We start from the raw sequence: 13,529 nt of genomic DNA on the forward strand, positions 1-13,529 counted from the left end.
TGGGAGGATGCAAAACGTGCAACCCGCCGAGAGCCCGACGCAGCCGGTCGGAGCGGCCGCGGCCGCGAGCAGGTACCTGAACGTCGGGGCCTTCCGCTTCTGGTTCGTCGGCCAGCGCTGGGAATGGTCCGACGAGGTCGCCAGGATGCACGGTTACGAACCCGGGCAAGTGGAGCCGACGACCAAACTGCTGCTGTCGCACAAGCATCCCGATGACCGTGCCCACGTCCAGGACCTGCTGGACTTCGCGCTGCAGTCCGAGGAGTCGTTTTCGAGCCGCCACCGGTTCCTCGACACCGCGGGCAACGTGCACGACGCGATCGTGGTGGCCGACCGCATGCTGGACGACTCCGGCGCGGTGCTGGGCACGGCGGGGTATTACATCGACCTCGCCAACACCTTCGACGAGGCGCGGCAGGAAGTGCTCGACGAGGCGCTGCCGGACCTGTTCGAGAATCGCGCGGCCATCGAACAGGCCAAGGGCGTGCTGATGTACGTCTACCGGGTCAGCGCCGAGCAGGCATTTCGCGTGCTGCAGTGGCGCTCGCAGGAGACGAATGTGAAGCTGCGCTCCCTGGCGAAGCAATTGCTGACCGAGGTCGTGACGCTGCCCGTACCGACCGCCTCGGCCCAAAATCAGTTCGACCATTTGCTGCTGACGGTGCACGAACGCATTCCCGCGGAGCCGTCCGGGTAAATCGCTAGGCTTCGAAACATTCTTTCCTGGGCATGCTGCATATTCGGGGCGCCGCAGTGACGCCCAGGGAAGGGATTCGGAGTGTTCGAGGCGGTGAAAGGCATGGAATTGTTGGCGGTTGACCACGAGGCCCGCGAGGACGCTGTACTCGTTCGGGTCAAAGGCGATGTCGATTCCAGCACCGTCGACCAGCTCACGCCCCACCTGGTCGCCGCGCTGCAGGTGGCCGCGAAGCACCCGGCCCGGTTGGTGATCGTCGACCTGCAACCGGTGACCTTCTTCGGCAGCGCGGCGTTGAACGCGGTCCTCGACTGCCACGAAGGTGGCAAGGAAACCGGCACGTCGGTGCGGCTGGTCGCGGACAACGACCAGGTTCTTCGACCGATCCAGGTGACCGAGCTCGATCGCATCCTCGAGATCTACCCGACGCTTTCCGACGCCCTGCAACGCGACCGCCGGCAATGAACCCGCTGCCGGCCGACCTCGCGGCCGCGGTCGCCCTGGGCGGCGAGATGGGCCGCCGGTTTGCCGAGTTCGACTGGGACGCGCACCCTTTGGGTCCGCCGCAGCGGTGGCCGGCCGAATTCCGCGCGGCGGCGGTGACGGCGCTGACGTCGCGATTCCCGATCGTGCTGTGGCTGGGGGCGCAAGAGTTGTTCCTGGTCTACAACGACGCCTACATATCGGCGCTGGCCGACAAGCACCCGTCCGCGCTCGGCCGGCCCGGCCGGGAAGTGTGGTGGGACATCTGGGAATCGATCTCGCCCATGCTGGCGAGCGTCGTCGAGACGGGCAAGGCCACCTGGTCCGACGACCTGCTGCTGACGATGGTGGTCGAAGGCCGGCGGCTGGATCGGTATTTCACCTTCACCTACGGCCCGTTGATCGGCGACGGCGGCGACGTCTCCGGGATTTTCTGCGCGGTGAACGAAACGACCGAGCGGGTGCTGGGGGAGCGGCGCCTGCGCCTGCTCAACGACCTGGCCGCCGCCGTCATCGGAACTCAGAGCATCGATGACGCCGTCGGCGCGGCCGTCACGGTGTGTGCGGCCCAGCCCGCGGACCTGCCATTCATCGCCGTCTACGGCGCCGACGCCGACGTCGTGCTGCGCGGCGCGACGGCGTCGGTGCTGCCGGTCCTGCCGCGATCGCTTCGGGCGTTCACCGATGACGTCGGGGCGGCGCTGTCGGGGCTCGATGCGATCCTCGGTGCGGACTGTCCGGAGCGGGCGCTGGTGTTGCCGCTGGGCGAGGGCTCCGCCGCCGGGGCATTGGTCGTCGGCGTCAATCCGCGCTGCCCGCTCGACGACCAGTACCGCGGCTTCTGTCAGCTGTTGGCCGACCAGCTGTCGTCGACGTTCGCGCGGATAGCGTCCTACGAACAGCAGCGGCTGCGGGCCGACGCGCTGGCCGAGCTGGACCGCGCCAAGACGGCTTTTCTGACCAACGTCAGCCACGAATTCCGCACGCCGCTAACCCTTTTGCTGGGGCCGATCGAGGACGCGCTGTCCGACGCGCCGCCCGAAAGCGTACTGGCGGATCGCCTGACCACCGCCGGGCGTAACGCGCGGCGCCTGCAGCGCCTGGTGGACTCGTTGCTCGATTTCTCCCGCATCGAGGCGGGCCGGGCGAACGCGAACCTGGTCTGCACCGACGTCGGCGCGCTCACCGAGCACATCGCGTCGTCGTTCACCGAGCTGTGCCGGCGGGCGGGCCTGGAGCTCGTGTTGGACTGCGGCCCGGTGCTTGCCGACGTCGATCCGGCCATGTGGGAAACCATCGTGCTCAACCTGCTCTCCAACGCCGTCAAGTACACGCTGCGCGGATCGATCACGATCGAGGTGCGCGCCGAGGGCGACGGTTGTCGAATCGCATTGCGGGACACCGGGGTGGGCATCTCGCCGGAGGACCTGGACCGCCTGTTCGAACGCTTCTACCGGGCCGACAACATCCGCGGCCGCAGTGTGGAGGGCGCCGGCATCGGGCTGTCGCTGGTGCGTGGGCTCGTCGAGCTGCAACGCGGAACGGTGGAGATCGAGAGCGAACCGGATCGCGGAACCACGGTCACCATCCGGCTGCCGCGGTCGGTCGCCGACGCACCGGTCGAGCAGATCCCCGCGGGCACGCCGGACGTGAGCAACCCGTACGTGGCCGAGGCGCAGCAGTGGCTGACGGCCGTTGCGGATCCGGCCGCCGCCGCCCAGGACCGGCCGCGCCAATTGGTGTTGGTGGCCGACGACAACGCCGACATGCGAGCCCACCTGGAGCGGGTGCTATCGCCCCATTGGCAAACGGTTTTGGTGGCCGACGGGGAGTCGGCACTGGCCGCAACGAGGGAGCTGCGCCCGGACGCGATCGTGACCGACGTCATGATGCCGGGCCTCAGCGGCTTCGACCTGGTCGCGGCGATTCGCGCGGACCCTGCGCTCGCGGCCACGCCGGTGCTGATGCTGTCGGCGCGGGCCGGCCCGGAGGCCGTCGACGAGGGCTTCGCCGGCGGGGCCGACGACTACCTGCCCAAACCCTTCCGGTCGCAGGAGCTGGTCGACCGGGTGGCGTCCCGGTTGTCCGCGGTCGGCCGCGAGCGGGACCGCCAGTTCCGCGAGGCCCAGCTCGACCTGGTGCAGCTCGACTCCGCTCTGCAGGCCACCGACTCGGTGGCCGGAATACTGCGCGCGCTGATCGACACCTGCTCGGGCCCGGGGGATGCCGCCGCCGTGACAATCGGGTTGTTCGACGGCGAGCGCCACCTCCGGTTCGAGTACGCCGGCGACGTGCCCGCGGAGGTGCGGGACCGCTACCACGTCGCCGCGCTCGACGCCCCGCTGGTCGGGGTCGACGTCGTGAACAGCGGCGAGCCGATGGTCGTCGGCGACACCTTCGACCTGCCCCCGCGCTACGAGCACGCGGTGCGTGACACCGCGGCGAGCGTCCGCGCCTGTGTCGCTCATCCGTTGCGGGACAACGGTGGTCGCGTCGTCGGCGTGCTGGCGCTGCTGTGGCCCACGCCGCGCCGGTTCGGCGCCGCCGAACTCGACAGGTTCCGCCGGATGGCGGCCCTCACTCAGTCGGCGGTGGACCGGGTGCGCATCATGGCGCGCGAGCACCGGATCGCCGTCGACTTCCAGGAGCACCTGCTCGACTTGGATCGCGGCTCGACCGCGGCCGTCGTGGCGGCCGTGTACCAGCCGGCCGGGGAGGCGATGCGCGTCGGCGGCGACTGGTACTCGGTCACCCCGCTGGGGCGCGCCGGCCAGATCGGCATTTCGGTCGGCGACGTCGTCGGGCACGGCTTGGCCGCCGCGATCGTGATGAGCAGGCTGCGCGCCGCGGTGGCCGCCTCGGCGCTCAGCGCGGCCGAGCCGGCCGCAGTGCTGGGCGCGTTGGACCGGTACGCCGCCAGCGTCACGGGCGCCCGCTGCGCGACGGTGGCTTACGCCCTCGTCGACATCGGGGCCACGGATGGCGGCGGCGCCACCGTCAGCTACAGCTGCGCCGGGCATCCCTACCCGCTAGTCGTTCCAGCCGACGGGGACCCCGTCTACCTCGAGTCGGGTCGGCGGCCCCCGGTGGCGGTCTGGGAGAGCGGCCCGGATAACGGCCCAGACAACGTCACCGCGACGGCCGAGCTGGCACCGGGAAGCCTGCTCCTGCTCTATACCGACGGACTGATCGAGCGGGCCGGGGAGACGCTGGACCGGGGATTCGCCCGCCTGAAGGCCGCGGCCGCCGATTGCGCCGGCTTGCCGGTCGAATCGGTGTGTGCCGAGCTGCTGGCGTGCATGGCCCCGCCGGGGGGTTACCGCGACGACGTGGTGGTGCTCGCGCTGCGCCCGAGCCACGCGGCCGCGCGCAGCTTCGCCACCGTGCTGCCGGCGGTGCCGGCGCAGATCCCAGTCGCGCGCCGCCAGCTGCGCGGCTGGCTGGACAGCATCGCGGCGGCGCCGCACCGCGAAGAGGACGTCCTGCTGGCGACGGGCGAGGCGGTCACCAACGCCATCGAGCACGGCAGCCGCTGCGAGGCGCGCCGTACCGTCTCCGTCGAGGCCTTCCTAAACGGGGAGACCGTCGCGGTCACCGTCAGCGACACGGGGAGCTGGGCTGGCGATTCGTCCGCCAGCCTGCGCAGCCGACGGCGCGGGCGCGGGCTCACCCTGATCGGTGGGCTGGCCGACCGCGTCGCCACCGACCGCACCCCGGGCGGCACCCGGGTCACGCTGGAGTTCGATAACGCGGTGAGCGGCTAAGCCTCTTCCATCGCCTCGCCCAGCTCCTCGAGGAGCCGGTTGTGGTGGTTGCTCGCGAGCACGTGGCCGGCGGCGATGACCAGGGCGACGGGCCAGTCGATGAGTTCGAACGCCGCCAGGGCCGCCAGGCCGCCGTAGTAGGCCAGCTGCTCGGGTCGCGGAATCTCCACCTGACCCACCACCGGCACGTTCACCACGAACGTTTCGCCCTCGCGGATCTTCTGCACCGCTTCGCTCTGCGAGGTCCCCTTGCGCGATTTCTTTTCGGCCATGATTCGCCTTTCGGTAACGAAGGGTTTGCCGCCCCGCCGAGTACTCCGACCACCGTCGGACTTATGTCGACGACCGACTCCGTGTCCGATCCGCTGGTTTCGTCGATCGCTTTGGTGCTGAAGGTGCCTCTGGTGCAACTTTATGCGCTGCTTTGGCGGGCCGGGGTGGTTGAGATTCGCCATTCCGATCGGACGGCGCATCGGTCGTCGCGTCAGGTCCTGGTGGCAGCGTGTGCGGGCTGCCCCAACCGTCCGAAAACCGGTTCAGAACCGCTATCGCGACAGTCGCCCCGGCGGCGGCGCCCAGAGCTTGTCCCCAGCCGACCGGACCAAGCGGTGTGCAGCCGAGCAACTGGCTGACCACCGGGATGCTGATCAGCGTCCCCATCGCGCCGAGCGAACCCACCGCCGTGAGCACCACCAGCGGGGCGTGAGAGTCCAGCAGCGTCTGGCCGAGCTCGGCGCCCACCAGCGCCACCAGCGCCACGGTGGAGGCCCGCTGCGGGCGTCCCGTGACGCTCGCCATCGCCCACGCCACCGTCGTCGCGGCGGCCGTGGTGACGCCGCGGATGGCCACCGCGCGCCACAGCGCGGGCTGGTCGGGGCCCCGAATGCCCGGGTCCATCGGGGTGCTGGGCTCGCTGACCGCCAGGGCGGCGGCCGGCAGCGCGTCGGTCATCATGTTCACAAGCAGCAGCTGCCGGGTGTTCAGCGGCGACGTGCCGGTGATCGCGCTGCCGATGACGGCGAACAGCACCTCGCCGGCGTTGCCGCCGAGCAGCACCGACACCGCCGCCTGCACCCGCTGCCAGAGCTGGCGCCCCTCCTCGATGGCCTGCACCAGCGCCTCGATTCGGGCGTCCACCAGCACCACGTCGGCCGCCATGTGGGCCGGGTCGCTGCCGCCCGCGACCACGCCGATGCCGACGGTGGCGGCCCGGATGGCGGCGGCGTCGTTGGAGCCGTCGCCGACCATCGCGCACAGCACGCCGGCGCCCTCCAGTGTCTGGACCACCTGCACCTTGTTCTCGGGCGTCATCCGCGCGAAGATCACCCGCTCGGTCACGACGCGCTCTTGGTCCTTGCGCGACAACGCGTCCCACTCGGAACCGCTGATCACCTGCTCGTCGGTCACCGATAGGCCCAGCTCCCGGGCGATGGCCAGCGCGGTGATGGGGTGGTCGCCGGTGATCAGCTTGATGCCCACGCCCTGGCGGCGCAGGTTCGCCAGGAGGTCGACCGCCTCGGGGCGCGGGGTGTCGGACAGGCCGAGGAACCCGGTCAGGGTCAGCCCGTCGCGGCAGAAGTCCGCGATGTCGTCCGGGTCGTCGCGGATCGCCTCGGCCTGTTGCGCCGTCAGCCGGCGCTGCGCCACCGCGATCACCCGCAGACCGCCGGCGGCCAGTTCGCCGACCGCTTTCTGGATCTTCGGGCCGGTGTTCTCACAGGCGGCCAGCACCACTTCGGGCGCCCCCTTGACGGTCAGCTCCGTGCCGGTGACCGAGGCGGAGAACGACCGCCCGGAGCGGAAGGGCAGGTGCGCGTCCGCTTCCCCGGTCGGCGCCGAGCCGTCGAGCGAACGCTGCGCCGCCTCGACGATCGCGGCGTCGGTGGCGTGCGCCTGGGGGCTGCCGTTGGCGGCGGGGGCGGCGTGCGCCGCGTGGCGCAGCACCTCCTCCGGCGAGTGCCCCGGCGCCGGACGGACCTCCGCCACCCGCAGGCGGTTCTCGCTCAGCGTGCCCGTCTTGTCGAAGCAGACGACGTCGATGCGGCCGAGCGCCTCCACCGAGCGCGGAACGCGGACCAGCGCGCCGAACTTGGTCAACCGTCGCGCGGAGGCCGACTGCGCCAGCGTCGCCACCAGGGGCATCCCTTCGGGGACCGCGGCGACGGCGATGGCGATGCCGCTGGCCACCGCCTGGCGCAGGCCCGTTCCGCGCAACATCCCCAACCCGCCGACCAGCGCGCCGCCGGTGACGCTGACGGGGAACGCCCGGTTGGTGAGCTGGCTGAGCTGGTGCTGCAGGCCGATGTCGGACGCGGTGTCGCCGGACACCAGCTCGGCGGCGCGGCGCTCCTGGGTGTCGGCGCCGACCGCGGTCACCACGGCGACCGCGGTGCCCGCCACGACGGTGGTCCCGGCGTACAGCATGCAGCGACGCTCGGCGAGGTCGGCGCCCGGCGTGGCGTCGACCTGCTTCTCCACCGACAGCGACTCGCCGGTCAGCGTCGACTCGTCGACCTCGACGTCGACCTCCTCGAGGATCCGCGCGTCGGCGGGCACCACCTCGTGCGTCCGGATCTCGATGATGTCGCCGGGCCGCAGCTGCGCCGCGATGACGTCGGTGTAGCTGCGCTCGCCGTCCGGGCCGGTGTCGACCCTGCGGGCCGGCGGGATCTGCTGTGCCAGCAGGCGATCGAGGCGGTTCTCGGCGCGCAGCCGCTGGCTGGCCGCCAGGATCGAGTTGCCGGTCAAGACCGAGAACACCAGGACGGCATCGACGGGGGAACCGAGCACCGCGCTGGCCGCCGACCCGAGCGCCAGCACCGGGGTCAGCGGGTCGGTCAGCTCGGCACGCACGGCCTTGAGGAGTTGCCACACGGCGTTCGGCGGCGCTTCGACCCGCCCTTCGGGCTCGGCCTGCGCGTCCGGCTCGGGCGGCGGCAGGGCCTTGCGCACCTGCTCGACGGACATCGCGTGCCACTCGTGAACGGCCGCCGGCCGCGGCGCGTCCGCCGTCATGATCCCGCGGGCCAGCAGGTAGCCGGACAGCGCGCCCGCCGCGGCGCCGGTGGTCACCGGTCCGGGGCCCAGGCCGCGCACGCCCGGAATCATCAGCAGCGATCCCATGGCCGTCGCGCCGGCCGATATCCCGACCCCGCGCTGGGTGGCGGCCTTGGCCGCGGGAAGCGCGTGCAGCACCCGCCAGGCGGCCGCGAGGTCGGGCAGCAGCAGGTCCGCGCACCAGGGCGGCGGGCCGCCGCCGGGCTGCGGTAGCACGCCCAGCCCCACGTCTGCCGACGAAAGCGCTTGTGCGCCGGACGATGACAGCAGTGCGACGGTTCTGCCCTGCTGTTGCAGGTCCGCGACGGCGCGCGCGAGCGCGTCGTCCATCGAGCCGTTGGCGAGCGGGATGATCTCGTCGAACGCGGGGCGCAGCTCGCCCAGGGAATCGACGTCGACCGACACCAGCTCCGCTCCCGTGCGGTGCGCCTCGGCGACCACGGCCGACGCCAGCGGGTCGTGGGAGGGGCGGAAGAGCGCCTCGACCGCCGCGTGCGGCTCGCTGGCGGACATCCCGGGCACCCGGTGCCAGCCCGGCCGTTGGCCGTTGTTCTGCAGCACCAGCTGGGCGCGGTTCCAGGCGGCGGACAGTTCACGCTCGTCGGCGCCGCGGATGCGCGCCACCCGCATGCCGGTGGTGCACAGCACCCGCGGGTCGATGACGATCGCGTCGACGCGGTCCAGGCGGCGCAGCGCGTCGGGCCGCAGCGACAGGACGGCGTGCCGGTCGGCCAACCCGCGTCCCAGGGCGGCGGCGAAAGCCTCCGGCGTGGTCCGGCTGGCCTTGGGGGCGGTCACCAGCACGGCGGTGGCGGTCATGTTCGGGTTGCGGGTGGTGGCGCCGACCAGGCCCGCGCCGAGCGCCTGGATGAGCGCGAAGCGGCCGGCTGCGCCGCGTTCCACCACCCGGGCCCGCGGCGGCCGCGGCGACGGCGCGTCGCCGGGCGGCTGGTCGGCGTGGCGGGCCAGCTCAGGTTCGTGCCGTCGCCAGGCGCGTGCCTCGGCGCGGCATTCGGCGGCCTTCAGCGACTGCATCAGCAGGCCCACCGACAGCGACGCCGGCGCGAGCGTGACGGTTTCGGCGGCCGTCATGGCCAGTGTCAGCACGGTGTCGGTCGCGGGTCCGCCGATGCGGTCCTCGAGCAGGCGTCGTAGCCAGGGCTGGTAGTCGATCGCCACGACGGGCGCCTGGATCCCGATCGGCAGTCGTGGCCAGCGCAGCGCACGCCCGGCCAGCGCGATGCCCAGCCCGGCCGCGTTGGCGGCCACGGTCACGGCCCGGGTCGCCGCCACCACGCCGTCGCCCGGCAAAGCCGTCGCGGGCGCCTTGTTGGTTGCGCGGCAACGTTTTTCGGCGTCCTCGACAACGCGGCACAGGTCACGCAGCGAAATGTCCGGATCGGCGAGGGTGACGACGACGCGGGACAGTGGGTGGTTCAGGCTGGCCGACGTGACGCCGGGGTGGTCGCCCAGCCCGTCGAGCACGGCGCGGCCCAATCCGCCGTCATTCGCGTCTTCGAGGCCGCGCACCTCGATCCAGGCGCGCTGCTCGCCGCGCCAACAGCGCCGGCTCAGCGTTTCGGCGGGGAGGTCGCCGGTGAGCGCCCTGGCGCCTTCGCGCAGCGGAATCGCCGCGATGTGAAGGGCCTCTTGTGCCAGTCCGGTGAGACCCCGCAGCGGCGTCGATCGTGGTAGCGACGTGACAATGCTCAAGGGCTCCCCGGACGATTCTTAGTTGGTGCTGCGCAGCTCGGCGGCACCGGCGCGGCGCCCGGCCGCCTTCTTGGCCGCCGGCTTGCTGGCGGCCTTCTGCGGCGCCGCCTTCTTCGACGGCTCGGAGGGTACCGGCTTGAGGTTGGCCTTCGGCGCGGCGCCGTTCTGCGGTTTGCGATTCATCTTGTGCAACAGGAGCGCCCCGCCCCCGACGGCCAGCAGCACCGGCCACTCGACCAGTCCGGCCACGCCGATCGCGCCGAGCGCCAACGCGGCCGCGGGCGTCGAGTGACTGCCGCTGTTGATCCCGCGCTTGATGCCCTCGGCGGCTCCCGTGACACCGCCGACGACTCCGTTGACGGCGGCCCCGCCCACGGCTCCGGCGGCCGCCGTGGTCGCGTCCGCGGCGCGTCCCACCGTCTTGCCCACGTTGCGTACTGCCCCGCCGACGACACCCATGATCACTCCCTGGTATCTCATCGCTCTCACTGGGAACCGCGTGGCAACCCGTATACCCGTTGAACGCGAGGTTAACAGCAACAACGAAATAGTTCTCTGCATCTATAGGGCGAAAGCCTGCCACGTTACAAACGCGCGTACAACGAGCAACTTCTTAAACCGGGCTCACATGGAGCTTAAACCGGGCTCACATCGACCAGCACCGGCGCGTGATCGCTCGGGGCCTTGCCCTTGCGCTCGTCGCGGGCGATCTGGGCGCCGGTGACGCGGCCGGCCAACGCCGGTGACGCGAGGATGAAATCGATGCGCATGCCCCGGTTCTTCGGGAACCGCAGCTGGGTGTAGTCCCAGTAGGTGTAGACGCCGGGGCCAGGCGTGAAAGGCCTTACCACGTCGGTGAATTGCGCGTCGACGATGGCGTCGAACGCGCGCCGCTCGGGCTCGGACACGTGGGTCGCGCCGGCATAGTATTCGGTGCTCCACACGTCCTCGTCCGTCGGGGCGATGTTCCAGTCGCCGACCAGCGCGATCGGCGCCGCGGGGTCGTCGCGCAGCCAACCCGCGGCCGTATCCCGCAGCGCTGCAAGCCAATTCAGCTTGTACGTGTAGTGCGGGTCGCCGACGGCGCGGCCGTTGGGCACGTACAGGCTCCACACCCGCACCCCGGCGCAGGTGGCGCCCAGCGCGCGGGCCTCCGCCGTGGCGGCCACCTCCGGCTTGGACGTCCAGGTGGGCTGGCCCTCGAAGCCGATCGCGACGTCGTCGAGGCCGACGCGTGAGGCGATGGCCACGCCGTTCCATTGGTTGAAGCCGACGTGTGCGACCTCGTAGCCCAGTTCGAAGAACGGCAGGGTGGGGAACTGGCCGTCGGCGCACTTGGTCTCCTGCATGGCAAGCACGTCGACGTCGGCGCGGGCCAGCCAGTCGAGGACGCGGTCGAGGCGCGTGCGAATCGAATTCACGTTCCAGGTGGCCAAGCGAATCGCGCCGTCGGGCATGGCTAGACGGTATCGATCGCCCGGATATAGCGGCGGCGGTGGTGTAGCCGGAAGCCGAGTGCCGCGGCCAGGGCGAGGTTGTCGGCGTCGTCGTCACCGACTTGCAGGCAACCGCGGGTCGCCCCTTGGCCGGCGCCCCAGGCCAACAGCGTCTCGCACTCGGGAGGCGCCGGGCCGTCGGCCGCCAGGCACAGCCACCGGGTCCCGTCGGGCGCTTCGGTGACCGCCGCGCGCCAGCCCCCGTCGCGCCGTTGTCCCGGCGTGACGCCCGAGAGATCGCGCACCAGGATCTGTTCGGTGCGTTCACTCGGCACGCCGGTCGGGATGGGGAGCAAGCGGTCGGGGATGGCCAGCCGCGGTGTCAGGTGTCGGCGTCGATACCAGTCGACGATCGCCGGGACGGCGGTCATTTGGGCCGAGATATCAAGTGGTAAAGCCGAATTGGCGAAGGACCCGGGCCCGGCGCGCAGCAGCCAGCCGTCGACCCAGGCCTGTTCGGCGCCGGGCCACGCCGCGGCGGCCGCGTGCTCGACCGCCCGGATGTCGGAGGTGCGCACCGGCGCGTCGGTCAGCGCCCGGAGCGCGACGACGTCGGTGGGCGCGAACTGCACCACCGCGCCGGTTTTCGTCCGTACCCGTACCAGCGGATCGACCGCCAGCAGGTGTCCGACCGCATCGGTCAGCGGCGGAACGGATCCGGCGGGGAGCCGATAGCGAACCGTCACCCGCGTTCCCAGGTCCGGCCACGCGACCATCAGTGACCGAACGGGTCCGGCCCCTCGCCCGGCAGCCACGACAGTCCCGGAACGCCCCAACCGTGTGACTTCACGGCGCGTTTCGCGGCGCGCGCGTGCCGGCCGATGAGGCGGTCCAGGTACAGGAAGCCGTCCAGGTGCCCGGTCTCGTGTTGCAGCATCCGCGCGAACAGGCCGGTGCCCTCGATGGCGATCGGGCTGCCGTCGGCGTCGAGCCCGGTCACCCGCGCCCACTTCGCCCGGCCGGTGGGGAACGACTCGCCCGGCACCGACAGGCAGCCCTCGTCGTCGTCACCCGGGTCCGGCATGGTCTCGGGAATCTCGGAGGTCTCCAGGACCGGGTTGATGACGACGCCGCGCCGGCGGTCGGTCAGCCCGCGGTCCTCGGAGCAGTCGTAGACGAAGAGCCGCAGACCGTATCCGATCTGGTTGGCGGCGAGCCCGACGCCGTGCGCGGCGTCCATGGTGTCGTACATGGTGGCGATCAGCTCGGGCAGCTCGGCCGGCAGCGAACCGTCGGCGGCGACGGCCACCGGCGTCGTCGGGGCGTGCAGGACCGGGTCTCCGACGATGCGTATGGGTACGACTGCCATGATCGGTCAGCTTATTCAAGGGCCACCGCGGCCTCCGGGGGAGCCGGGCAATCACAGCGAATCGGCCGACTCGCGGGTCTGGATTACGGCTTGAGGGTTCGCGGCGTGGTTCAATATTCGCGCGAACATGCCCTTGAAACGCCTACGTAAGTCAAGTCATTCGAGCACGTCGAGAATCGCCGGAAGGGTCCAGGGGAAGCGGATATGGACAGCGCCATGGCGCGGGCAAATCGATCGGGGGACGACGCTGAAATCGCCGATGGCCTCACCCGTCGCGAGCACGACATCCTGGCGTTCGAGCGCCAATGGTGGAAGTACGCCGGGGTGAAAGAGGACGCCATCAAGGAGCTGTTCTCGATGTCGGCGACGCGTTACTACCAGGTGCTCAACGCGCTGGTCGATCGGCCCGAGGCGCTCGCCGCCGACCCGATGCTGGTGAAGCGGCTGCGGCGGCTGCGCGCCAGCCGGCAGAAGGCGCGGGCCGCGCGCCGCCTCGGCTTCGAGGTGACCTAACTCGCTACAGTGGGGCACGATGAAAGAGCGCGTGCCCGACTCCACGGGCCTTCCCCTTCGGGCCATGGTGATGGTGCTGTTGTTCCTGGGCGTCATCTTCCTGCTGCTCGGCTGGCAGGCGCTCAGTTCCTCCGGGAAGTCCGATGACGAGTCGGCCTCGGCGGCGTCCAGCGTCACCAGCACCACCACCTCGTCGGCCGCCACCAGCAGCGCCCCCGCGAACCAGGCCGAGGTGCACGTCTACAACATCTCGTCCAAAGAGGGTGTCGCCGCAAAGACCAAGGATCAGCTCACGTCCGCCGGGTTCAAGGTGACCGACGTCGGCAACCTGACGATCCCCGACGTCACGGCGACGACGGTGTACTACACCGACGCCGAAGGCGAGCACGCCACCGCGGACGCGGTGGGCCAGAAGTTGGGAGCGCCCGTCCAGCCGCGGATTCCGGCGCTCAAGGACCAGCCGCCCGGCGTCATCGTCCTGGTGACGGGCTGAGGGT

General features: G+C 71.2%; 11 protein-coding genes and 1 pseudogene. 6 read left to right on the forward strand and 6 right to left on the reverse strand.

Annotation, left to right across the window (positions count from 1 at the left end):
* The first annotated feature begins 16 nt into the window (after nt 1–16).
* The 3 genes from AWB92_RS17000 (at nt 17) to AWB92_RS17010 (ending at nt 4,944) form a co-directional block, all read left to right on the forward strand.
* Entirely contained in the window at nt 17–697 is a 681-nt protein-coding gene (locus tag AWB92_RS17000) for a PAS and ANTAR domain-containing protein (protein ID WP_241523489.1), read from the forward strand.
* Between the two features lie 102 nt (nt 698–799).
* Entirely contained in the window at nt 800–1,162 is a 363-nt protein-coding gene (locus AWB92_RS17005) for an STAS domain-containing protein (protein ID WP_068188042.1), read from the forward strand.
* Nucleotides 1,159–4,944 carry a SpoIIE family protein phosphatase gene (locus tag AWB92_RS17010; RefSeq protein ID WP_085187565.1) on the forward strand — a complete coding sequence of 1,262 codons (3,786 nt, stop codon included), beginning with the start codon at nt 1,159–1,161 and terminating at the stop codon, nt 4,942–4,944. The genes AWB92_RS17005 and AWB92_RS17010 overlap by 4 nt, the downstream gene beginning before the upstream one ends.
* On the opposite strand, the gene AWB92_RS17015 is transcribed toward AWB92_RS17010, so the two are convergent.
* Nucleotides 4,941–5,216 carry a hypothetical protein gene (locus AWB92_RS17015; protein WP_142282135.1) on the reverse strand — a complete coding sequence of 92 codons (276 nt, stop codon included), beginning with the start codon at nt 5,214–5,216 and terminating at the stop codon, nt 4,941–4,943. The two genes, AWB92_RS17010 and AWB92_RS17015, sit on opposite strands and share 4 nt — an antisense overlap.
* Before the next feature lie 63 nt (nt 5,217–5,279).
* On the opposite strand from AWB92_RS17015, the gene AWB92_RS30590 reads away from it, so the two are divergent.
* On the forward strand, nt 5,280–5,576 hold the full coding sequence (locus tag AWB92_RS30590; protein ID WP_241523497.1) for an Rv1535 domain-containing protein: 297 nt from the start codon (nt 5,280–5,282) through the stop codon (nt 5,574–5,576).
* Here the strand turns inward: AWB92_RS30590 and AWB92_RS17020 are convergent.
* From AWB92_RS17020 to AWB92_RS17035, 5 genes and pseudogenes are all read right to left on the reverse strand, one after another.
* Nucleotides 5,476–9,678 (reverse strand): annotated as a pseudogene (locus AWB92_RS17020) (cation-translocating P-type ATPase); the annotation flags it as partial. The gene AWB92_RS30590 and the pseudogene AWB92_RS17020 sit on opposite strands and share 101 nt — an antisense overlap.
* Nucleotides 9,679–9,732: 54 nt before the next feature.
* Complete coding sequence (locus AWB92_RS29440; protein ID WP_142282145.1) at nt 9,733–10,173, reverse strand: hypothetical protein; 441 nt, start codon at nt 10,171–10,173, stop codon at nt 9,733–9,735.
* A gap of 176 nt (nt 10,174–10,349) precedes the next feature.
* Nucleotides 10,350–11,156 carry an exodeoxyribonuclease III gene (locus AWB92_RS17025; RefSeq protein ID WP_173817436.1) on the reverse strand — a complete coding sequence of 269 codons (807 nt, stop codon included), beginning with the start codon at nt 11,154–11,156 and terminating at the stop codon, nt 10,350–10,352.
* A 17-nt stretch (nt 11,157–11,173) separates the two neighbouring features.
* Complete coding sequence (locus AWB92_RS17030; protein ID WP_085187571.1) at nt 11,174–11,926, reverse strand: GNAT family N-acetyltransferase; 753 nt, start codon at nt 11,924–11,926, stop codon at nt 11,174–11,176.
* A complete protein-coding gene (locus AWB92_RS17035; protein WP_068111428.1) occupies nt 11,926–12,519 on the reverse strand; it encodes a peptide deformylase in 594 nt (197 codons plus the stop codon). The genes AWB92_RS17030 and AWB92_RS17035 overlap by 1 nt, the downstream gene beginning before the upstream one ends.
* Before the next feature lie 204 nt (nt 12,520–12,723).
* On the opposite strand from AWB92_RS17035, the gene AWB92_RS17040 reads away from it, so the two are divergent.
* Entirely contained in the window at nt 12,724–13,032 is a 309-nt protein-coding gene (locus AWB92_RS17040) for a DUF3263 domain-containing protein (protein WP_066931013.1), read from the forward strand.
* A gap of 19 nt (nt 13,033–13,051) precedes the next feature.
* Nucleotides 13,052–13,525 carry a LytR C-terminal domain-containing protein gene (locus tag AWB92_RS17045; RefSeq protein ID WP_068111424.1) on the forward strand — a complete coding sequence of 158 codons (474 nt, stop codon included), beginning with the start codon at nt 13,052–13,054 and terminating at the stop codon, nt 13,523–13,525.
* The last annotated feature ends 4 nt before the right edge of the window (nt 13,526–13,529 follow it).

It is taken from the genome of Mycobacterium sp. IEC1808, from assembly GCF_002101935.1.
Lineage (GTDB): Bacteria > Actinomycetota > Actinomycetes > Mycobacteriales > Mycobacteriaceae > Mycobacterium.

What these genes read in the sequence shown, in the direction of transcription:
- AWB92_RS17005 (WP_068188042.1), top strand. Translation starts at nt 800, where the DNA reads ATGGAATTGTTGGCGGTTGACCACGAGGCCCGCGAGGACGCTGTACTC.
- AWB92_RS17010 (WP_085187565.1), top strand. Translation starts at nt 1,159, where the DNA reads ATGAACCCGCTGCCGGCCGACCTCGCGGCCGCGGTCGCCCTGGGCGGC.
- AWB92_RS17015 (WP_142282135.1), bottom strand. Translation starts at nt 5,216, where the DNA reads ATGGCCGAAAAGAAATCGCGCAAGGGGACCTCGCAGAGCGAAGCGGTG.
- AWB92_RS30590 (WP_241523497.1), top strand. Translation starts at nt 5,280, where the DNA reads ATGTCGACGACCGACTCCGTGTCCGATCCGCTGGTTTCGTCGATCGCT.
- AWB92_RS29440 (WP_142282145.1), bottom strand. Translation starts at nt 10,173, where the DNA reads ATGGGTGTCGTCGGCGGGGCAGTACGCAACGTGGGCAAGACGGTGGGA.
- AWB92_RS17030 (WP_085187571.1), bottom strand. Translation starts at nt 11,926, where the DNA reads ATGGTCGCGTGGCCGGACCTGGGAACGCGGGTGACGGTTCGCTATCGG.
- AWB92_RS17035 (WP_068111428.1), bottom strand. Translation starts at nt 12,519, where the DNA reads ATGGCAGTCGTACCCATACGCATCGTCGGAGACCCGGTCCTGCACGCC.
- AWB92_RS17040 (WP_066931013.1), top strand. Translation starts at nt 12,724, where the DNA reads ATGGACAGCGCCATGGCGCGGGCAAATCGATCGGGGGACGACGCTGAA.
- AWB92_RS17045 (WP_068111424.1), top strand. Translation starts at nt 13,052, where the DNA reads ATGAAAGAGCGCGTGCCCGACTCCACGGGCCTTCCCCTTCGGGCCATG.